This window comes from Novacetimonas hansenii (genome assembly GCF_014843995.1).
Lineage (GTDB): Bacteria > Pseudomonadota > Alphaproteobacteria > Acetobacterales > Acetobacteraceae > Novacetimonas > Novacetimonas hansenii.
On record NZ_CP062147.1, the window covers coordinates 3,347,501 to 3,368,200 of the forward strand.

Consider the following 20,700-nt stretch of genomic DNA (forward strand, 5'->3'; position numbering starts at 1 on the left):
GCGGGAACGGACTTGCGATACATTTCCCCTACCTGCTGTTCACGGGGGGTCGTGGCTTTTTCCACGGAAAAGACATGCCGCGCATTGTCATGGCCCGTAATGGTCAGGGCAACCTTGGGCAGTTCGGGCTGTGCATGGGTGGGCTCGCCCGTTTCCTGCGCATGCGTGGCGACGGGACCGCACAGCAACAGCCCACACAGACACGCACCGGCAATCCCGGCAGGTGTCATCACGGATGACTTCATCAATCTCTCTCTCCAGCAATCGGTCCCGCACGATCAGCGCAGAAAGAGGTTGCCCTGCCGTTCCGCCCCGATCGTGGTGGTCGGTCCATGACCGGGCAGGATCGTGACATCATCGCCTAATGGAAGCAATTGCCGCACGATGGCTTCCTTCAGCACATCCGCATCGCCATAGGCAAAGTCGGTGCGTCCGACCGATCCCTGAAAAAGGGTATCCCCGACAAAGGCAAAGCGGGTCTGCGGGTTGAAATAGACGACATGCCCCGGTGTATGTCCGGGCACATGCAGCACCTGGAATTCATGTCCAAGCAGGTCAAGCCGTTCGCCATCGGTGACGAAACGATCGACATGGGCATCATGCATGCCATCCACGCCAAAGCGGGCGGCCTGCTGTGTAATGCTTTCCAACAGGAACTGATCGCGCGCATCTGGCCCGATCAGGGGCACCGTGACCCCATCCTGCCGTGTGGTCAGGGCATCGCGCAGGGCATCGGCCCCACCGGCATGGTCAAGATGGCCATGTGTCAGGATGATGGCATCAACCGTCAGGTTCTTGTCCGCGATCACCTGCAACAGGCGGGGCACATCGCCCCCCGGGTCCACGACAACCGCGTGACGTGACCGCCTGTCCCACAGGATGGAACAGTTCTGGGCAAAGGCCGTAACCGCGACGACCTCCAGCGCAAGTGACGGGGGTTGCGACATCTAGGGACTACTCCTGTGGGTCCTGTTGACCGGATGGTCCCGTCATTGAGCCATAAACACACAGACGGGACCACCGTTTATCAACGGATTTTAGGCAGCGGCCATCCCGTCGCAGGAATATCGAAGTGTGAAACCAGATTATGGTCTGGGATGTTGGTCAGATCCTTTTCCAGCTTTGCCACCACGGCGGGGCGTGCCTCGACATCCAGATGGGCAATGATCTGGTGCATCACTTCGCCCGGCGCGGCGATCGCAAGGCCCGGTGCCTCCTTCTTGCGCACGGCGTCATTCAGATATGCCGCGACCACCTTGCCATAAGCACCATCATGCGGCGCCGTGGGGCCTTTCGCATCATCGCTCTTGAGATGGGCAATCGTCGCAAGACCATGTTCACCATGCTTGAGGATACGCGCATGCAGGCTGTCGGCCACAACATACCAGACGGGATCAATGTAACTCATGAAATATCAGCTCCTTGATATGAAACGAAACGCAGAGGCCATGACCACATCACGCCAGTGCGTGCACAAGCACGAACATGGAGACGAACGCACGCGATTTCCAGCAGGTGACGCACCCGTATCCGTGCTGATAGAGTAGCCCTGCCATGACACAGACCCTCACCTCCCACGATCCGCTGGACCTCGCCATCGCGTGGGCCCGCGCCGGACAGGCCACCGCCCTTGCCTGCGTTACCTCAACATGGGGCAGTTCTCCCCGCCCCGCCGGCAGCATGATGAGCATCAGCGCCACGGGCCGGATCGAAGGATCGGTCAGCGGCGGCTGCGTCGAAGGCGCCGTGATCGAGGAAGCGGGCGAGGTCATGCGTAAGGGGCAACCGCGCAGCCTGTCCTATGGCGTCAGCAGCGAGGAGGCATGGTCCGTGGGGCTGGCCTGTGGCGGACTGCTCGACGTGTATGTCGAATCGATACGCACCCCCGAACATCCCGCAGGCACGCTGGGGCTTGACCTGCTGGAGCGGCTTGTTGCCCTGCGATGCGCGCGTCGCCCCGTCATTCTTGCGACACGTCTGTCAGATGGCAGGCACATCATCCTGACCCGCACGGCCGATGGCGTGCAGGCACCCGATGCGTTGCCAGAGGATGCGCGTCACGTCGCCTCCCTGCGTGAAACCGCACGCCAGGCCTTTCATGCCGGACGCAGCCTGCGCCATACGGATGCACATGACGAGGCATGGTTTTTGCACCTGATCCCGATGCAGCCGCGCCTGATGATCGTGGGCGCCGTCCATATCGCGCAGGTCCTGGCCCCCATGGCGCAGGCGGCGGGCTTTGCCGTGACGGTCATTGACCCGCGCACGCAACTGGCCACGGCGGAACGTTTCCCCGGCATCACGCTGGATACGCAATGGCCTGACGAAGCCCTTGACCGCCTGTGCATCGACAACCAGACCGCAATCGTCACCCTGACCCATGACGCCAAACTTGATGACCCGACGCTGCGCCATGCCCTGCAGGGGCCAGCTTTCTATATAGGGGCGCTTGGGTCACGCAAGACACAGGCATCGCGGCTGGAACGATTGCGCGAAGATGGCTTTACCGACGATCAGGCCCGCCGCATCCACGGCCCCGTCGGGCTGGCGATCGGGGCGATCGGGGCTGCGGAAATCGCGCTGTCCATCCTTGCGGAAATCGTCGCGGTCCGCCGTAACGCGCCGCTGGGGCATCATCCCGGCTGGGCATGACCCGATCAGGCATGCCCCCCGGAATCGCGGATATTGCAGCCATACCGGGCGATATAGATGCCATCGTCCTGGCCGCGGGACAGTCACGCAGGACATTTCCACAGCACAAGCTGCTGGCCCGCGATGCGGATGGCCGCCCCATGCTCGCCACGACCATCCGACGTATACAGGCCAGCACCGCGCGGCACACCATCGTCGTACTGGGCCATCGCGCGCACGATATACGTGACGCGATCATGCCCTATATGGATCCCCGCCACCCACCGCCCCACCTGATCCACGCAGCCGGGCATGCGTCCGGCCTGTCCGCCAGCCTGCGCGCAGGCGTCGCAGCCGCGCAGGCAGAGGGGGCGGGCGGGGCGCTCATCTGCCTTGGTGACATGCCACTGGTGCCGACGGGACTGCTTGACCGCATGATCCAGACCCATCACGACAGCCATCCCGCCGCGGTGGTCGTGATGCAGGGCGGCAGGCGCGGCCATCCCGTCCTGTGGGACCGGCGGATGTTCCCCGCGCTGCTGCGGATGCAGGGCGATCGCGGCGCACGCGACCTGCTGCGCCAGATGGGCGATGACCTGCGGCGATTGCCGGCGGGGCCGGAAATCCACGCGGATTTCGACACGCCCGAACGGCTGGCGCAGTTTTCCATGCTGTCGCTCGTCTCCTGACCTGCGGGTCTGACTTGACCTGCGGAACGGGCGTGGCACACAGAACGGGCGAACGGGCAGCCGTTGCGGCAACGTTCCTTAAATCTTTCACACAGGGAATAAAAACATGAGCAAGATTATCCGCAGTGATTCGAACGAGATCCTGTCAAAGGTTGTCGAATATCACGGCTTCCTGTTCACGCAGGGCTTCGTCGCGCGTGACCTGTCCGCCGACATCACCGCACAGACCAAGGACGTCCTGGAACAGATCGACGCGGCACTGGAAGCGCACGGCACCGACAATACACGCCTGCTGCAGGCCCAAATCTGGGTCAAGGACATCACCGAACGTGATGCCCTGAACAAGGTCTGGAGCGCATGGCTGCCCAAGGGTGGCGCCCCGGCACGCGCATGCGTCGAAGCCAAGATGGCCCACCCCGACGTACGCGTCGAAATCATGATCATCTGCACGAAATAATCCGTTTCGGCAGACCATGGCGAAGGGTGGCGGGGCGCGAATCAGGTGTCACATTTATGCCACTCTTCGTATCTACATGCTGATCTTCGCGCAGTGCGAATCAAGACATAAAGCCGTGAAAAGCGCTGGAGAAAGCAGATGTTTTTAGTCCAGTTAAGGAATTAATTCCTATTTTTTCGTTTTTGACAGGTTATTCTGCGAAAACTTACATACTCGCGATCGAGATACGCCACGCAGGCTTGTCAGGATTGCAAACGGCTTGCTACTTCACATGGGCGGGATGCAACGACCCCTTACGGCATAACCCAGAGGCGGAGACTTTAAGAGAATGCGGATCGGCAGTCTGAAGCGTGGCTTTTACCTATCCGTCTTTACAGCCTCTTTCGGGTTGCTGATATCGGGCACCACACAGGCCCGCACCATTCATCATGCAGCGTCCCGCGCGACGCATGCCTCCACCACACATCGCAGTGGCGTGCATCACGCTTCCTATCGCACGCACCGTCATGAAACCGGTCATGTCATCCAGTGCGTCGCCTTCGCCAAGAGCGCGTCCAATGTGATGATCCGGGGCAATGCGGCCGACTGGTGGCACAATGCCGCAGGTCGTTATGCCCGTGGCAACACGCCAGAGGAAGGAAGCGTCCTGAACTTCCGCGCCACGCGCCGGATGCCCCTTGGCCATGTCGCCGTTGTCCGGCAACTGGTCGACAGCCGGACGGTCATCATTGATCAGTCACACTGGGGCCAGCGCGGTGTCAGCCGGAATGTGTCCGTCATCGACGTTTCGCCGAACAATGACTGGTCCGCCGTGCGCGTTGCCCTGAACAGCCGTAACGGTGCGTTTGGCAGCATCTATCCCACCTATGGCTTCATTTATGGCCGCCCCGAAGGGAGCGGACGTGAAAACAGCAGCCAGCAGGCCGACATGATGACCGCCTATCAGCAGGTTGCCCGCCAGCCTGTCGCCACCAGCCGCAAGGGCCATCATGCGGTGACGGAAATCGCGGAAGCCCCAGAACCCGTTTCAGCGGATTCCTCCTCCCTCGCCTTTGAAGACGACGCGCCCAACCGTTCCTGGGAATAACCGGGACCGCGCGAACCTCCTGATACGAGACCACGGCGACAGGGCATTGCCCGTACGGGCATGACCGCCTGAAGGGCGCCCGATATCATCCAGAAGTTTTTGGTGAAGCTTTTTTCTGAGAACGCTTCAAAAGACGCCACTTTTTTTAAAAAGTCGGCATCCCAGAACTTTTATCCCCATCAAGAGAGAATAATCAGCCCGGTCGACCCGCCCGATGATAGGGATGGCCCGTCGCGATCGCCCGTGCCCGATAAAGCTGTTCCGCCAGCAGGCCCCGCACCAGCATATGCGGCCACGTCATCTGTCCCAGTGACAAGGTCTCGTCCGCGCGTTCGATGACGCAGCCATCAAGCCCTTCTGCACCACCGATCAGGAAACAGATGGGACGTGACAGGCCCATCCAGCGTTCCAACGCCCGCGCAAAAGACAGGCTGTCATAGGTCCTGCCCCCCTCATCCATCGCCACGACCTGCGCACGCGGTGGAAGTGCGGCCAGAAGCGCCTGCCCTTCGCGCCGCTTGGCCTCCCCCGCCGCACCGCGCCCTTCGGGCAGTTCCGTCAGTTTAAGGCGCGGGGAAAGGCGGTCGGCATAGCGGTTGAACAGATCCTTTTCGACCCGATCCTTCATCCGCCCGATGGCGATCATATGCAGCAATACTGCCTAGCCCAACGGGTCGGCAGGCTCTTCGGGGGGAATGTCGAGTTCCTTGCCCCACATCCGTTCCAGACCATACATCTCGCGCGCTTCGGCCTTGAACAGGTGGACAATGATGTCACCCGCATCAATCAGCACCCAGTCAGAACCATTGGCGCCCTCGATCAGGACCCGCTTCAACCCGACTTCACGCAACTTGCGCTCGATATGGGATGCCATGGCCGAAATCTGACGGTCGGCCACGCCGGTGGCAATCACCATGCGATCCGCAAAAGCCGCACGCCCACGCAGGTCCAGCACGACGATATCCTCTCCCTTGTCATCGGAAAGGCTGTTCGTGATGATGTCCAGATAGGTTTCGACCATGGGGTCGATCACCGGCTCACGCTGCTCCGATGCGGCGGGGCCTGCCACGGCGGCTTTCTTGCGCGGGGTTCCCGGCGCGGTGATCGCACCACCCAGCGGGGTTGCAGACGCGACCGTGGTCTTGGTGCCCGTACGGCGTTTTGCACCCGTTTCGGCTGAAGGCTTCCTGATGATGGCTCTCACTCCTGTCGGGGTGCCTGCGCATGCCCGTCAGGCATGGCTAGGCCGGGCGGTGGCCCGATGCACGTATTTCTGTCGCTGATATAGCGTTCTGCGGCGCGGGAAGAAAGACCCATGCGCATCCCCCATATCGTGTCAGTACCGGCGCCTCACGCGCGGGGCGACGTGATGACGCCATATATCGCGCCACCTGCCCGCGCAACGCCGCCGGATTATATCCCGGACGCGGTAAAATCGCGACGGGCACAAGCTGCATGATCCGCCGCCATCGCCGCCAGCATGCCATCTGCGCCAGACCATCCGCCCCCATCAGCCAGACAAAGCGGGCACATGGGAAACGGCGTCGCAACTGCGTAATCGTATCAATGGTGTACCGGGTTCCCATGCGGCCTTCGATATCGGTGGCGATGATCCGCCGCCCGAACGGGGCGACACGCCTGCGGGCCTGCTCCAGCCGCTGTGCCTGCGGGGCCATGCCCGCCACGGGTTTCAATGGATTCCCCGGCGACACCAGCAACCATACCTGATCCAGGGAAAGCTGGCGCAACGCCCGGCAGGCCAATTGGATATGCCCATCATGGATGGGATTGAACGACCCACCCAGCAGCCCGATTGATGCGCGGCGACGGTCCCCACGCACGGGAATGGTCGCAGAGGCCCCCGTCATGACGCAGCCATCATAACGCGTCAGGGACGGACCTGACCGGTGCCGATCACTTCGTACCGGAACGTGGTCAACTGTTCCAACCCGACGGGGCCGCGGGCATGAAAACGCCCGGTGGCGATGCCAATTTCCGCACCAAACCCGAATTCCCCCCCGTCACAGAACTGGGTGGAGGCATTCCACATCACCACCGCACTGTCGGTTTCATTCAGGAACCGGGTCGCGGCGTGCGCATCTTCGGTGATGATCGCTTCGGTATGGGAACTTCCATAACGCACGATATGGGCCAGCGCGTCATCAATCCCGTCCACCACCGCAACCGATATGACCGCATCCAGCCATTCGGTGGCAAAATCCTGCGCAGTCGCGGGGGGCAGGTCGGGCACGATGGCGCGCGCGCGCGCATCCGCACGGAACGCGCATCCCTTCGTCGCCAGATCCTCCACCAGTCCGGGCAGAAGCACCGGGGCGATCGCATTGTCGATCAACAGCGTTTCCGTCGCGCCACAGATGCCCGTACGCCGCATCTTGGCATTCAGAACGATGCGCCGCGCCATTTCAAGGTCGGCGGCGGCATGGACATAGGTGTGGCACAATCCTTCGGCATGCGACAGGACAGGAACGCGGGCCTCACGGCACACACGCTCCACCAATGACTTGCCCCCACGCGGGATCAGCAGGTCGATCAGGCCCGACGCCGCCAGCATGTCGGCCACATGGCGCCGGTCCGTATCGGGGGGGATCTGCACCGCATCCACCGGCAGGCCCGCAGCCCGCAGCCCGGCCTGCATCGCACCGTGGATCACACGCGCACTGTGGATGCTGTCGGACCCGCCACGCAGGATCACCGCATTGCCCGACTTGATGCACAAAGCAGCGGCATCCGCCCCCACATTCGGGCGGCTTTCATAAATCATGCCGATCACGCCAACCGGGGTTGCGACACGGCGTATTTTCAATCCGTTGGGGCGCGTCCATTCGGACAGCACCCGCCCCAACGGGTCGGGCAATTTCGCGACATCCTCCAGCGCCTTCGCCATCGCCTCGACCCGTGCCTCATCAAGGGTCAGGCGGTCACGAAAGGACGCGGCGCCAGAAAACGCCGCGACATCGCGCGCATTGGCCGCCAGCAGCTCGGCCCGGACCGCCCGCAGCGCGGCCGCCGCCTGGCACAGGGCCTCGTTACGCTGTGCTGTGCTTCTATGGCCCAATGCGCGACCTGCGATGCGGGCACGGCGCGCCATATCGGCCACCACTGTCGCGGCCGTCGGGGAAAGCGGGGCATGATCCATGGGGGTGGATGTCGCGGAAATGGTCATGCCCTTGGGTTTCCCTGTCATTCAATGCGCGATGCGGGCCATGCGGACCACATCGCACCATGCATCAGACGTTAAAGCGGAACAGCAAGACATCACCATCTTGCACCACATAATCACGTCCCTCGATTCGCAGCTTGCCAGCTTCCTTGGCGCCAGCCTCGCCATTGCACTGGATATAGTCGTCATACGCAACGGTTTCGCAGGCGATGAACCCGCGTTCAAAATCATTGTGAATGACGGCGGCGGCCTGCGGCGCGCGCATCCCGGCCGTAATGGTCCATGCGCGCGTTTCCTTTGGCCCGACCGTGAAGTAGGTGCTCAGGCCCAGCAGGCGATACCCTGCGGCGATGACACGGTCGAGGCCACTATCACTCAGCCCCAGCCCATCAAGGAATTCGGCACGGTCTTCCGCGCCCAGCTGGCTGACTTCGGCCTCGATCGCAGCAGACACGATGACCACGGCCGCCCCTTCGGCTTCGGCGCGGGCACGGACCTTGTCGGAAAATGCGTTGCCCGTCGCGGCAGAGCCTTCGTCCACGTTACAGACATACAGCACCGGCTTGGACGTCATCAGGTTCAGGCGGCGCACCGCCTCTTCCTGTCCGGCGGGGATGGCGGTGCGCGCGGGCTGCCCCTCACGCAGGGCCGCGATCAACGGCTCCATCAATTCGACCTGGGCTGCGGCCTCACGATCATTGCCGCGCGCCTTTTTCTGCAGCGCCACGATCCGTTTTTCCAACGACTCGAGATCGGCCAGCATCAGTTCGGTTTCAATGATCTCCGCATCGCGCAGCGGATCGACCCCACCCTCGACATGGGTGATGTCATCATCCTCGAAACAGCGCAGGACATGGATAATGGCGTCCACCTCGCGGATGTTGGCAAGGAACTGGTTCCCCAGCCCTTCGCCACGCGACGCGCCACGCACCAGACCCGCGATATCGACGAATTCAAGGCTGGTCGGCAGGATCTTCTGCGACTTGCCGATACGCGCCAGTTCCGCCAGCCGCGGGTCAGGCACGGCCACGCGGCCGACATTCGGCTCGATCGTGCAGAAGGGGTAATTCGCCGCCTGTGCCGACGCCGTTTCGGTCAAGGCATTGAACAGCGTGGACTTGCCGACATTCGGCAGCCCCACGATCCCGCAGTTGAAGCCCATATCCCCTATTCCCCCGTGTGGCTGGCCATTCTGGTCATGAACAGTTCCGGCTGCCCGTCCGCAAGGATTGCCGCCGTATCCGACAGCGCATCAAGCATGGGATCGAGCCACAGCCGGTCATCGCGCGAAAAATCGCCCAGCACATGCCCCGTCACCCGTTCGCGGGTGCCAGGATGGCCGATGCCGATCCGCACACGCCAGTAATCCTGTGTGCCAAGCATGCGGTCCATGGACCGCAGCCCGTTATGCCCTGCCGCCCCGCCACCGCGCTTGACGCGGATACGGCCGGGGGCAAGGTCCAGTTCGTCGTGAAATGCCGTGATGGCATCGGCCGACAGCTTGTAAAACGCCGCCGCCTGCTGAACACTTTCACCCGAAAGATTCATATAGGTCAGCGGCTTGAGCAGCATGACCTTGTGGCGGCCAATCTGCCCTTCGCTGACTTCACCGCGAAAGCGCTTGCGCCACGGGGCGAACCCGTGGCGTTCGGCGATCCGGTCAACGGCCATGAACCCGACATTATGGCGATTCCGGCTCATCCCCGGTTCGGGGTTTCCCAATCCGGTCCAAAGGAGCATGGCGTCTGTCCAGTCGTGTCAGGTTCGCGCGATCAGCCCGCGGCGTCCGCGGCCGCGGCGTCACCACCCGCGTCGTCAGCCTCGACCGTCGGTGCGGCGATGGTGGCGATGACGAAGTTCGGGGTATGCTGGACCGGGGTCACATGTTCCGTACCCTTGAGGTCTTCCCAACGCACGTTGTCATGGATGTCGAGCTTTGACAGATCCGCGCTGAAGCCCTCGGGCATGTTGGCGGGGTCGGCCACGACGTCCACGGTATGACGCACGATGTTCAGCACACCACCACGCTTGATACCGGGGGAGACTTCTTCACCGGTGAAGGTGATGGAGACTTCCACATGCACCTTCTGCCCTTCGGCAAGGCGCTGGTAATCAACATGCAGCGGCACGTCGGATACCGGGTGCAACTGGATTTCACGCAGGAGCGCATGCTCCGTCTTGCTGCCATCGATGGAGATGTCATAGATGCGCGAGCGCCAGCCCGGCTTGTGCAGTTCGCGGGCCACGATACGCGGGTCGAGCGCGATCAGCACGGCTTCCTGCTTGCCGCCATAGATAACACCGGGAACAAGCCCGGCACGTCTCGTCGCCCGCGCTGCCCCCTTACCAGCCTTCGCGCGCGAAGAAACATTGATTTTCGTGAATTTGGTCACTTGTCTGCTCCTGAATCACAAGGCGCGCCAGCCTCCAGGGGTGCCAGCGCGTGCGCGGCCTTTAACGGAAAAGGCTGCGCGATGCAATGTGGACAGGCATTTTTACCCCATCGGGCCGGGCAATGTGGCGCGCACGATACGCATCCTGCCCTTCCGTCATCGGGGATGGGTCTTACGGCCACCACATCACCTTGAAACGGCCGCCGCGTCGCGCAATGGCCCGCGAAACGCGAAGAGCGGTATCAGGAAACGGCGGTCAGTTCCCATGGCTGTGCGGGGCCTGCGGGCTGCGCCCACATGGGCGTTGCATTGGGCAGGCGTACGTTGGGCTTCAACCCCATTGCCGCGCGCAGGGCACGAAACATGCCGCCATGACAGACCACAAGCGGTACGCCGGGGGCCTCGGTCGCGCGGTTGATGGCGCAAACCGCGCGTTCACGCAGTTCGGCAAAGCTTTCGCCATCCACAGGCGTGTATTCCCCCGCGATCCAGCTATCGTACCAATTGCCCATCGGCTTGCCTTCCTGGTCGCCGAAACAGACTTCTTTCAGCCCGTCATCAAGGTCCACCTGGAACAGCGGCGCACCATGTTCCGCAAGGACCTGCGCCACGATTTCCGCCGTACGCCGCGCACGCCCCAGCGGGGAAGAGACAATGCGCGCGATGGGATGTTCTCCCAGATGCCGCGCCAGCACCAGCCCCGCCTGCCGCGCCTGCGCCTCCCCCGTGGGATTGAGCGGGATGTCGGTCCGGCCCTGTGAACGCCCCTCGGCATTCCAGTCCGTCTCCCCATGTCGCAGATACCAGTATGGCCGGGCGAGCAGGTCCGTCATCAGCAGGTTCCTTCCTGATTGGCTGTCCCGGCGATAGCCTTCACCCATTGCCGGGTCAATTCAACCCCGTGACATACTATGAAATAAATCCTGCATCATGACGCCGGCCCATCAGACCGTGCCAGTCAGACCGTGCCCGTCACACAGGCCCCCACCGTCCGGTGGCCCCAGTCAAATCAGTCCAATCAGTCAAACAGGGACGACACAGAACTTTCATCCGACACCGCACGCATGGCGCGGGACAGCAGGTTGGCCGTGCTGATCTGGCGGATATTATGCGACTGGCGCACGTCCTCCGTCTTGGCAATGCTGTCGGTCAGGGTCAGCATCTGCAACGGGGACTGCCCGATGCGGCTGACTGCACCGCCCGTCAGGACGCCATGGGTCACATATGCCTCCACCGCAGCGGCGCCATGGCGCATCAGGGCCTCCGCCGCATTGCACAGCGACCCGCCACTATCGACGATATCATCAACCAGCACGCAGTACCGCCCGCGCACATCACCGATCACATTCATCACCTCTGACACGCCAGCGCGTTCGCGCCGCTTGTCGATGATGGCAAGGTCCACATTCAGCCGCTGCGCCAGTTGCCGCGCACGCACCACGCCCCCCACATCGGGGGAGACAATCATCAGGTTATGCGGTCCGCCGGGGATATTGAGTTCCGGGGCCTCGTACGGCAACGGCGCCTCCAGCCCCATGCGGCCCTTGATATCGCGGGTAAATAGCGGGGCGGCATAAAGGTTATCCACCGGGACGTCGAAAAATCCCTGGATCTGCATGGCATGCAGGTCCATCGTCAGGATGCGGTTGGCACCGGCCTCCACCAGGATATTCGCCACCAATTTTGCGCTGATGGGGGTGCGGGGGCCGGATTTGCGATCCTGCCGCGCATAACCGAAATAAGGCATGACCGCCGTGATGCGCCGGGCAGAGCCACGACGCAGCGCATCGAGCATGATCAGCAGTTCCATCAGGTTGTCATTGGTGGGCGAGCAGGTGCTCTGGATGACAAACACATCCTCGCCACGCACGTTTTCATGGATCTCGACAAAGATTTCCATGTCGGCAAAGCGACGGACGGTTACGTCGCACAAGGGCATCCCCAGTTCGACCGCAACTTTTTCAGCAAGGGGCAGATTACTGTTACAGGCGACGATTTTCATCTTGCGACGTTCCCGGACGACGTGAGGCGGAGCGACCGTGCAGGGCACTTCCGTTTGCATGGATGGGCCGGGTTCTAGCAATCGCGCCAGTCCGTGTCACCACCGCACCGCCCCGAAGTGCGGCCAGAACACATCAACGCGGACCTGCATCATAAACACACATCCCCAACGTGGCGTGACAGCCACACCTGCCGCCGGGCGGTTATCGCGGCGGCAGGGTCACCCCCGGCAGGTGCCGCGCAGGCACGGTGACGGGTGTGGCGGTGGACGGCGTGGCGGACGATGCGGAAGATGGAACCTGTGTCGATACGGTCTGGGCAGGCGGAACGGACGCTTGCACGGGTGACGGTACGGATGGCGGTATCGTCGGCCCCGCCGTCGCGGGAACCATCACGGGTGGTGCGGCAGGAGAGGCCACAACCGCAGAAGCCGGGACAGAAGCAACAGCAGGAACGGCGGTGGCTCTGGCCACCACAGGCGGTGTGACAGGAGCGGCAGGGACAGGGGGCACAGGAACAGGAGGGGCGGCCGGGACAGGAGCAGCAGGGGCAACACGGGCAACCGGGAGCGGTGACGCCGTCACCGCCGGGGTTGGCACCACCTGAACTGGCGCCACCGAAGCTGGCGCCACTGGGGTCGATATCACGGGGGTCGAGGCCGCAGGGGTGGAGGCCGCGGGGATAGAGGCCACGGGCGACTCCGCCATGGCAGGCACATGCCGGGTCACGGAATGTGGTGGGGCGGCTGAATGCACGATGGGCGGACTCGCGGCAGGCGGGGCCGTAACGGTGGCGGCATTCGCAGAAAGCGGCACATTATCCCGCCCGGAATAGCGCGAGATGATCTGTCGCACGCCCCCGGCGGCTTCCTCGCCCGCGGCTTCGGCGGCATCGCCCCATTTCCGGTCAAGCGCATGCGCGGCGATATCATGGATCTGCGTCGCGGCCCCGGCTTCCTTGCCATGGGGGTCGGTCACACGCCATGTCAGCGTCAGGCGCTGACGTGCCGGACCGGGCGCGGGCAACTGTGTTACGACCACGGTACACAGGACGGTAAAATCGGCCCCGCCCTGCGTATGCTGGACCTGATCGTGGGCATCGCGCAACGATGCGGAAAATGCCCGGGCCAGTGCTGCATTCCCATCACCCGGCGCGCCCCTCACCCCCTGGAAAAACACATGGGCGGGCCGATTTTTCAGGCTGCTCGGGTCTTTTTGCATCTGGGCGGCCTGAATACCGGTCAGCAGGGTCGCGACCTCTGGCGCGGCCTGTCCCGCCGATGCCATCATTACCGCATCAGACCCGCCAGACCACGACGCGGCGGGCACGGGCGCCCCCTTGACCTGCCCCCGGACCTCCCCTTTCGGGGTGATCACGGCATAGGTCGGGACGACCATGTTCCCCTCAAGTGTGGCGGTCATGCGTAACCACCAGTCGCCATTTTTCGCGGCCTGCCCCACGGCGGGAACCGACTGGTCCAGCATGGCGGCAACCATGTCCTTCTGCCATGTCTGCGCGGCCATGTTGACCAGCAGCGCCTGCGTGGGCAACGGCACCGCAAGTCGTGCGGGCGGCGCATCAGAAAGCTGCGACAGGCCAGTGCGACGGAACGGATGCGGCACGTCGAGACACCCGGCAAGGAAGCACAGGCCCGACATCGTCAGGGCCATCACGCCATGCCTGAAAAACTTTACCCTCATTGCGGCATCATACATGGGGCACGGTGATTACTGAAATCTGGTGCCCGATCTTCCCGCCCCCCGCCAGCGTGCGGCGGCGATGGCTAAAGAACCGGCCCTCGTCCGTCAGGGTATCAATCCCCAGCGCCCGCGCCACCCCCACGCCCGCACGATGCAGGCGCGCCACGCAATAGGCAGCAAGGTCGAACTGGTCATGCCCCTCCCGCCGCGCGGGGGTGAAAAATGCACCCGCCGTACCGTCCAGCGCCAGCACCGCGTCCCGCATGTCAGCCCCGACCTCGTAACTGTCACGCGCGATACAGGGGCCGACCACGGCACGGATATCGCCCGCCCGGCTTCCCAGCGCGCACATCGCAGCAACCGTTTCCTCCAGCACGCCAGCGGCGGCGCCACGCCATCCGGCATGTGCGGCCCCCACCACCTGCCCCCGCACATCAGCAAACAGAACCGGTGCGCAATCGGCGGTAATGACCCCCAGTGCCAGGCCGGGACGGGCGCATACCATGGCATCTGCCGACGCGCCCTGTCCCTCGGCCCATGGTGCGCTGACGCTGACCACATCACGGCCATGGACCTGCGTCACACTAAGGAGGTGTTCTGGCGCGACCCCCACCGCGCGTGCGACCCGTGCACGGTTTTCACGCAGGGCGGCAGGATTATCGCCACTGCGCATGGAGCAGTTCAGCGATGCATATGGCCCGGTCGATACCCCCCCAAGGCGGGTGAAAAACCCATGTGGCACATGACCCAGCGCCCCGGCCCGCACGATCGCCCCATCCAGCTGATCGTCTTCCAGTTGCCCCTTCCCCGCCATTTGCATCATCCGCCCGTTACCTGTCCGCCGTGTTCCGGCCCGCCTTTTCCCAACTTACCTTTTCCTTACTTAATCTTTCCCTGGACTTAATCTTTCGCCTGGCCGCTTTCTGCTGGACCAGCATTCCCGCCACCACCGGCGCAAGTTGGCGCGGTGGGCATGCAGCCCTCAAATCCCGCCAATCCGGTTATGCCGGGCGATGTCAGGGCCATGACACGAAACAGGCCGCCCATGCGATCGGGCGCCGCAAGGCGCTGCGCGGCCTCGCCAATCTGGCGTGCGACCTCATGCGGCTGGTTGCGTGCAAGCTGCTGCGCACGGGGAAACAGGCCCAGCGCCGACAGGAACGCCCCCTGTGTCACACTGCCCCATGTGGTGCATCCGCCCGCGCGCGCGGCCATACCGAATGCCGCAAAATCGACATGCGCCGTCAGGTCCGCCATCCCCGGCCGAGCCAGCGGCCATGCCGGACGCCCATCGCACAGGGCCTGCAACGTATCGCCCCATCCCGGCCCGTCATACCCGTAATCAATGAACAGTGCGGCCCCCATCCCATCCATCAGCCGCCGCCCGAGTTGACGCGCGATGCCAAGCGCGCCCTCGCAGGTTTCAAGCACCTCGCCTTCGGGCACATCGCGTGTCGCAAGGGGGCCATCGGCAGGCAGGTCAGTGGCGGGGGCGGTCACGAACACCTCCCCCACCACACTGCGTTCGTCCCATCCCCGCGCGGTGCGCACGAACTGCCGGATGGGCAGCGCATCAAGGAATTCATTGGCCAGCAGGATCATCGCCCCCGGTGGCAGTCCTGTCACCGCATCATGCCAGACAGGCGCACACACCCCCACATGCGGCGCCAGCGACGTGGCCTGGACCTGACGCAGGCGGGGGGAGGTTTCGACCATATGCACCCGCGCCGCAGCGTAACAGGCGGGGGCCACGCGTGCCAGCAGGCGCAGCGCATCGGCCATCAGCGTCCCGCGGCCCGGCCCGGCCTCCGCCAGGACAAAGGGCGTGGGGGTGCCCATGGCCTGCCATGTGACCGCCACCCATGCGCCAAGGAGTTCGCCAAACATCTGCGAGATTTCGGGCGCGGTAATGAAATCGGCAAACGGGTCACGCCCGCTGTAATACGCCGCATTGGCACGGGCCATGAAACGGTCCAGCCGGACAGGCGCGGCAGGAACATTCATCGGGCGATGTCCCCGTCCTCCTCCAGCCCGGGGGCATCGGGGGGCATCAGCTCCGTGCGCGCGGGACGCAGGCAGGCATTGAGCATCAGCCCCAGCCCGCCGATCACCATGGGCACGCACAGTACCTGCCCCATGGTAACGCCAAACGGCAGGAAGCCGATAAAGGAGTCCGGTTCGCGAAACAGTTCGCACACCGTGCGTGCGATGGCATAACCGAACAGGAACAGCCCCGCGAGGAAGCCGGGATGTTCACGCACCTTCTGGCTGCGTGACACCAGCCACATCACGGTAAAGAGCACCAGCCCTTCGGCAAAAGCCTCGTACAGTTCGGAGGGATGGCGCGGCACCGGCCCGGCATCGGGAAAGATCATCGCCCATGGCAGGGTGGCCGGGGCCTCACGCCCCCATAATTCGCCATTGATGAAATTGGCGACCCGCCCCAGCCCAAGCCCGATGGGCACCACCGTGGTGATCCGGTCCGAAAAGCCAAGGAAGCTGAGTTTATTACGCCACGTAAAGATGATCAGCGCGATAATGACCCCTGCGGCCCCGCCATGGAACGACATTCCCCCGTGCCAGACCTCCAGGATCGCCAGCGGGTGGGACAGATAATATCCCGGCTGATAAAACAGGATGTAGCCAAGCCTGCCGCCAAGCACCACACCCAGCGTCGCCCAGGTCAGGAAGTCATCGACCTGCAGCGCGGACGCCGCACGTGGTGCCAGCGCCACAAGGCGCCGCGCCACGCGCCACCCGACCACCAGTGCCACGATATAGGCCATCGCATACCAGCGCAGGCCAAACGGTCCGAAATGCACCATGACCGGGTCGAATTGCGGGAATATCAGGACAGGCAGCATGCAGCGACTTTCACAATCGGGATTTTACAGGCACGGGGCCGCAGTGCCTGCTTCATTAAAATAACCCGTTGATAATAAATAAAGTAAACGTTTTCCGATGCCATCCCCACCTGCGGCAAAGGCGGCGTTACCTGAAGGTTCGCGGAAAATCCATTCCCAGGGTCCCACATAATCCCAAGATGTTATTGGGTCTGCCACATCCGGCAATCCCCCACATCCGTTTGACATGAAAAATCCCACACCATCGCGAATTTCCCCAATGTCGTGGCGGAGCTTTGTCAAACCCAAAGGTCAGAAGGCGTCATCATGTCAAAAAGAAGCGATACCCAAAACCTTTAAAGATACGGGTCGGCAGCGGCAAGATACGCACGGACATAGCGTTCCACACCCTGTGCAAGCGGGGTGAAAGCCTGTGTGTAACCCGCCGTGCGCAGGCGCGTCATGTCGGCGCAGGTATAGGATTGGTACTGCCCGCGCAGGGCGGCAGGCATGTCGATGAATTCGACCCGCCGCGCGACATGCGCCGCATCGCACACCGCATCCACAAGGTCGAGACAGGTGCGCGCCACCCCGGTCCCGCAATTGAACAGCCCGTGGACATGCTGGTGATCCAGCAGCCACAACATGACCGACACCACATCCCCCACCCATATGAAATCACGCGCCTGATGCCCGTCAGCCACGTCCGGCCTGTCGGAACGAAACAGGCGCGCCGGGCCACCGGCACGCAGTTCGACGTATTTCGCATGCACAAGCGAGGCCATGGCTCCCTTGTGATATTCATTGGGGCCATAGACGTTGAACAGCTTCAGCCCCGCCCATGACAGCCCCTGCAGGTCGCCCTGCGCAAGGCGGCGTTGCAGCAGGCAGTCGAATGCGTGCTTGGACCATCCATACAGGCTGTTGGGGCGCAGCATGTGCAGGTGCGCCGGATCATCGGAAAACATTCCCGCCCGGTCCGCCGCACCATATGTCGCGGCGGATGATGCATAAATGAAGCGGGCTTCTTCATGCGTGCACCATTCCAGCAGGCGCAGCGACAGGTCCACATTGGTGCGCCACACCATGTCGCCATCAGTGGCGGTGGTGTCGTTGACCGCGCCAAGATGGAAAACCGCCGTCACGTCAGGCCGACTGTCGAGGAAAGCATCCAGGTCTGCCGGTGCGATCAGGAAATCCGGCACATGCTTGCACAGGTTATGCCATTTCCCGCCATTACCCAGCGAATCGACAATGGCGGTCTGTTCCCCCCGCGCCTGCAACGCCTGATGCAGGCACGACCCGATACACCCCGCGCCGCCTGTAATGATGATCATGACGCCAAAATCCCATTAGAGACTGTTTGAAAAGTCAGGCGCGATAACATCCTGAAATTATAAAGGTTTTTGGTAAAGCTTTTTCCAAAAAACTTCGAAAGACGCCGCCTTGTCTGAAAAAAGGGGGCACCCAAAAACTTTTCTTGTTTTTTATCAATGAGTTGTTTTCAAACACTCTCTTATTGTCCGCAAACGCCGCAACACCATGCCATAAACCACCACAAAGACAGCGCCAACTTCGTCATGCCACAACGCCATCCATGCCGCCGCGCGGATGGCGTTGTGGCATGGATGGCCACACGGATGGCTCTGCGACGGGTATGGGGCTATACTTACGCACCGCACGTCGCGACCCGGCGTGCCATGCCCATCCGGTCCATGACCTAAGGAGTTACGCGCGATGTCCGCCAGACCACGCATTTTTGATGACCTTGCCGGTGTTGCCGGCGGTGCCTTTTCCGCCCTGTCCGGCGTGCGCGAGGAAATCGGCGCCATGGTCCGCGCCCGCGTTGATGAGGCGCTTGCGAACCTGAACCTTGTCCGCCGCGATGAATTCGAGGTCGTGCGCGAAATGGCGACCCGTGCGCGAATCGCACAGGAAACGACCGAAAAGCAGATTGCGGCCCTTGAAACCCGCATCGCCGACCTTGAAGCCAGCATGACGACGCCCGCCGCCACATCCTATCGCGGCTGACGCGGCACGGCGTCCGGCGCGACACGCCATCGCGGGCAGCGCGTGCATGACCTGTGGACGCGCCGACGGGTCGCGCCCGCAGGTTGCCGCCATTGGTGCGGCCCCCGGCGCATGAATCCGCAACATGCGCCCCGGACATGCAGCAGCCGCCACATCGCCACAGGCTTGCCACCACGACCATACCGGCAATAGGGTTGGGATTACGTTCCCACGCCCCCATTGTGGCGGGGAACGGGTTGCAGACGCTCGGGATCCGGGGAATGCCGGATTCCCTCCACGACGGCTTCGGGGAGTCCCAAAATGCCTGCCTTGAATTTCACGACCACGCCCAAGGACTCCAACCCGCTTGATCTGATGGAACAGATCGTCGGCGGGTATGAATGGGCTTTCGACCGGCGCAATGATTCGGAAATGGCGGCCGAGGCACCTGGCAAATGGTGCGATTACGGCCTGTTCTTCTCGTGGTCACGCGAAGTCAGCGCGATGCATTTCACCTGCACCTTTGACCTGAAGGTCCCCCATGCGCAGCGGCGCAACCTATTCGAACTTGTTGCGCTGGCGAACGAACGCCTGTGGATCGGACATTTTGGCATGGACCTGGACAATGGCATGCCCCTGTTTCGCCATGCCGTCCTGCTGCGTGGCGCGCCCGGCGCATCGGTCGAAAGCCTTGAGGACATGATCGACATCGCCCTGACGGAGTGCGAGCGTTTCTATCCCGCGTTCCAGTTCGTACTATGGGGCGGGAAATCCCCCACAGAAGCACTCGAAGCCGCAATGCTCGACTGTGCGGGTATGGCGTGATGGCGGATGCGCAGGCCACTCCCCTTCCGTCCATCCTGCTGATCGGATGCGGGAAAATGGGCGGCGCGATGCTCGAAGGATGGCTGGCGGAGGGGCTTGCCCCCTCCGTCGTCGTCGATCGCCATCGTGACACGCTGCCCGCGCCACACCGTCTGGTCCGTGACGTGGCGGACCTGCCGGCGGATTTCCGCCCTGCCCTGATCGTACTGGCCATGAAGCCACAGAAGGTGGCGGCCGCCATCGCCGCCGTCGCACCGTTGGCCACCCATGCACCGGTACTGTCGGTCCTCGCGGGGCGAACGGTCGGTGGCCTGACGGACGCATTGCGTGCCCATATGCCCCCCGGCGCGCACCCCGTCGTCATCCGGTCGATGCCCAACACCCCTGCGGCGGTGGGCGAAGGCATGACCGTCTCCTATGCGCCACCATGCGCCAGCGCGGCGCAACGCGCGCTGTGCGACCGGGTCCTGTCCGCAGTGGGACAGACCGCATGGATTACGCACGAAGATGACATCAATGTCGTGACCGCCATTTCCGGCAGCGGCCCGGCCTATGTCTTCTTGCTGGCGGAACTTCTTGAACAGGCGGGCATAGAGGGGGGATTGCCCCGCGCCCTTGCACGCCAGATCGCACGCCAGACGGTTTCGGGCGCGGGCGTGCTGATGCAGCGCAGCGGGATCGACGCCGACGAACTGCGCCGCAACGTCACAAGCCCGGGCGGCACCACGCAACAGGCATTGTCGGTCCTGATGGCCCCCGATGCATGGCCTGCCACCCTGCATGCGGCAGTACGGGCGGCAACCGAACGGGCACGTGAACTTGCATCCTGAGATACGCGCAATATAACGGCCACAACCCGGCGAAACCTTTCGCCATATCACGT

The 20,700-nt window shown here is 63.0% G+C and carries 24 protein-coding genes (1 of these 24 running past the window's edge); 7 read left to right on the top strand and 17 right to left on the bottom strand.

Going from position 1 to position 20,700, the window contains the following annotated elements:
• The 3 genes from IFJ82_RS14655 to IFJ82_RS14665 all read right to left on the bottom strand — a co-directional run.
• Positions 1–230, bottom strand: partial view of a DUF192 domain-containing protein gene (locus tag IFJ82_RS14655; RefSeq protein ID WP_192266592.1) — the start only. Its footprint begins 280 nt before the window's first position; 230 of the gene's 510 nt are visible here — the first part of the coding sequence; it begins with the start codon at positions 228–230; its stop codon lies off the left edge, out of view.
• Positions 231–278: 48 nt separating this feature from the next.
• A complete protein-coding gene (locus IFJ82_RS14660) occupies positions 279–947 on the bottom strand; it encodes an MBL fold metallo-hydrolase (protein ID WP_003617525.1) in 669 nt (222 codons plus the stop codon).
• 80 nt (positions 948–1,027) lie between these two features.
• On the bottom strand, positions 1,028–1,408 hold the full coding sequence (locus tag IFJ82_RS14665) for a baeRF12 domain-containing protein (protein ID WP_003617524.1): 381 nt from the start codon (positions 1,406–1,408) through the stop codon (positions 1,028–1,030).
• 146 nt (positions 1,409–1,554) lie between these two features.
• Between IFJ82_RS14665 and IFJ82_RS14670 the strand changes: the two genes are divergently transcribed.
• The 4 genes from IFJ82_RS14670 to IFJ82_RS14685 all read left to right on the top strand — a co-directional run bounded on the left by IFJ82_RS14670 (position 1,555) and on the right by IFJ82_RS14685 (position 4,864).
• Positions 1,555–2,652: an XdhC family protein gene (locus IFJ82_RS14670; RefSeq protein ID WP_075594871.1), complete on the top strand. Its 1,098-nt coding sequence runs from the start codon at positions 1,555–1,557 to the stop codon at positions 2,650–2,652.
• An 11-nt stretch (positions 2,653–2,663) separates the two neighbouring features.
• Positions 2,664–3,320 (top strand): nucleotidyltransferase family protein, encoded by a 657-nt coding sequence (locus IFJ82_RS14675; RefSeq protein ID WP_225578703.1) that lies wholly within the window; start codon positions 2,664–2,666, stop codon positions 3,318–3,320.
• 106 nt (positions 3,321–3,426) lie between these two features.
• Positions 3,427–3,777: a RidA family protein gene (locus IFJ82_RS14680; RefSeq protein WP_003617519.1), complete on the top strand. Its 351-nt coding sequence runs from the start codon at positions 3,427–3,429 to the stop codon at positions 3,775–3,777.
• Between the two features lie 328 nt (positions 3,778–4,105).
• The gene (locus IFJ82_RS14685; protein WP_003617517.1) at positions 4,106–4,864 is read left to right on the top strand and encodes a CHAP domain-containing protein; all 759 of its coding nucleotides are present in this window, start codon (positions 4,106–4,108) and stop codon (positions 4,862–4,864) included.
• Between the two features lie 193 nt (positions 4,865–5,057).
• Here the strand turns inward: IFJ82_RS14685 and IFJ82_RS14690 are convergent, their stop codons facing one another.
• The 14 genes from IFJ82_RS14690 to rfaD all read right to left on the bottom strand — a co-directional run bounded on the left by IFJ82_RS14690 (position 5,058) and on the right by rfaD (position 18,319).
• Positions 5,058–5,510 carry a 23S rRNA (pseudouridine(1915)-N(3))-methyltransferase RlmH gene (locus IFJ82_RS14690; protein WP_003617515.1) on the bottom strand — a complete coding sequence of 151 codons (453 nt, stop codon included), beginning with the start codon at positions 5,508–5,510 and terminating at the stop codon, positions 5,058–5,060.
• Between the two features lie 15 nt (positions 5,511–5,525).
• Positions 5,526–5,981 (bottom strand): ribosome silencing factor, encoded by a 456-nt coding sequence (rsfS, locus tag IFJ82_RS14695; RefSeq protein ID WP_040511377.1) that lies wholly within the window; start codon positions 5,979–5,981, stop codon positions 5,526–5,528.
• 124 nt (positions 5,982–6,105) lie between these two features.
• A complete protein-coding gene (locus IFJ82_RS14700) occupies positions 6,106–6,732 on the bottom strand; it encodes a nicotinate-nucleotide adenylyltransferase (protein ID WP_003617511.1) in 627 nt (208 codons plus the stop codon).
• 20 nt (positions 6,733–6,752) lie between these two features.
• Positions 6,753–8,021: a glutamate-5-semialdehyde dehydrogenase gene (locus IFJ82_RS14705; protein ID WP_192266594.1), complete on the bottom strand. Its 1,269-nt coding sequence runs from the start codon at positions 8,019–8,021 to the stop codon at positions 6,753–6,755.
• Between the two features lie 91 nt (positions 8,022–8,112).
• Positions 8,113–9,207: a redox-regulated ATPase YchF gene (gene ychF, locus IFJ82_RS14710; RefSeq protein ID WP_003617507.1), complete on the bottom strand. Its 1,095-nt coding sequence runs from the start codon at positions 9,205–9,207 to the stop codon at positions 8,113–8,115.
• Positions 9,208–9,212: 5 nt separating this feature from the next.
• Entirely contained in the window at positions 9,213–9,785 is a 573-nt protein-coding gene (gene pth, locus IFJ82_RS14715) for an aminoacyl-tRNA hydrolase (protein WP_040510392.1), read from the bottom strand.
• A 32-nt stretch (positions 9,786–9,817) separates the two neighbouring features.
• A complete protein-coding gene (locus tag IFJ82_RS14720) occupies positions 9,818–10,438 on the bottom strand; it encodes a 50S ribosomal protein L25/general stress protein Ctc (protein WP_075594867.1) in 621 nt (206 codons plus the stop codon).
• A 242-nt stretch (positions 10,439–10,680) separates the two neighbouring features.
• Positions 10,681–11,271 carry a histidine phosphatase family protein gene (locus tag IFJ82_RS14725; protein WP_003617501.1) on the bottom strand — a complete coding sequence of 197 codons (591 nt, stop codon included), beginning with the start codon at positions 11,269–11,271 and terminating at the stop codon, positions 10,681–10,683.
• A gap of 185 nt (positions 11,272–11,456) precedes the next feature.
• The gene (locus tag IFJ82_RS14730) at positions 11,457–12,440 is read right to left on the bottom strand and encodes a ribose-phosphate pyrophosphokinase (RefSeq protein ID WP_003617498.1); all 984 of its coding nucleotides are present in this window, start codon (positions 12,438–12,440) and stop codon (positions 11,457–11,459) included.
• A 202-nt stretch (positions 12,441–12,642) separates the two neighbouring features.
• Positions 12,643–14,139 carry a hypothetical protein gene (locus IFJ82_RS14735; protein ID WP_225578704.1) on the bottom strand — a complete coding sequence of 499 codons (1,497 nt, stop codon included), beginning with the start codon at positions 14,137–14,139 and terminating at the stop codon, positions 12,643–12,645.
• Between the two features lie 7 nt (positions 14,140–14,146).
• The gene (gene pgeF / locus IFJ82_RS14740) at positions 14,147–14,962 is read right to left on the bottom strand and encodes a peptidoglycan editing factor PgeF (RefSeq protein ID WP_192265067.1); all 816 of its coding nucleotides are present in this window, start codon (positions 14,960–14,962) and stop codon (positions 14,147–14,149) included.
• A gap of 77 nt (positions 14,963–15,039) precedes the next feature.
• On the bottom strand, positions 15,040–16,143 hold the full coding sequence (locus IFJ82_RS14745; protein WP_192265069.1) for a class I SAM-dependent methyltransferase: 1,104 nt from the start codon (positions 16,141–16,143) through the stop codon (positions 15,040–15,042).
• The gene (gene lgt / locus IFJ82_RS14750) at positions 16,140–17,003 is read right to left on the bottom strand and encodes a prolipoprotein diacylglyceryl transferase (RefSeq protein ID WP_192265070.1); all 864 of its coding nucleotides are present in this window, start codon (positions 17,001–17,003) and stop codon (positions 16,140–16,142) included. Before lgt ends, IFJ82_RS14745 begins: the two co-directional genes overlap by 4 nt.
• Before the next feature lie 335 nt (positions 17,004–17,338).
• Positions 17,339–18,319 carry an ADP-glyceromanno-heptose 6-epimerase gene (gene rfaD / locus IFJ82_RS14755; RefSeq protein WP_075632391.1) on the bottom strand — a complete coding sequence of 327 codons (981 nt, stop codon included), beginning with the start codon at positions 18,317–18,319 and terminating at the stop codon, positions 17,339–17,341.
• A gap of 400 nt (positions 18,320–18,719) precedes the next feature.
• Here rfaD and IFJ82_RS14760 point away from each other — a divergent pair, with 400 nt between their 5' ends.
• The 3 genes from IFJ82_RS14760 (at position 18,720) to proC (ending at position 20,647) form a co-directional block, all read left to right on the top strand.
• A complete protein-coding gene (locus IFJ82_RS14760) occupies positions 18,720–19,013 on the top strand; it encodes an accessory factor UbiK family protein (RefSeq protein ID WP_003617484.1) in 294 nt (97 codons plus the stop codon).
• 300 nt (positions 19,014–19,313) lie between these two features.
• On the top strand, positions 19,314–19,817 hold the full coding sequence (locus tag IFJ82_RS14765; RefSeq protein ID WP_003617481.1) for a type III secretion system chaperone family protein: 504 nt from the start codon (positions 19,314–19,316) through the stop codon (positions 19,815–19,817).
• Positions 19,817–20,647, top strand: coding sequence for a pyrroline-5-carboxylate reductase (gene proC, locus IFJ82_RS14770; RefSeq protein WP_192265072.1), 831 nt, complete (start codon positions 19,817–19,819; stop codon positions 20,645–20,647). The genes IFJ82_RS14765 and proC overlap by 1 nt, the downstream gene beginning before the upstream one ends.
• Positions 20,648–20,700: the final 53 nt, after the last annotated feature.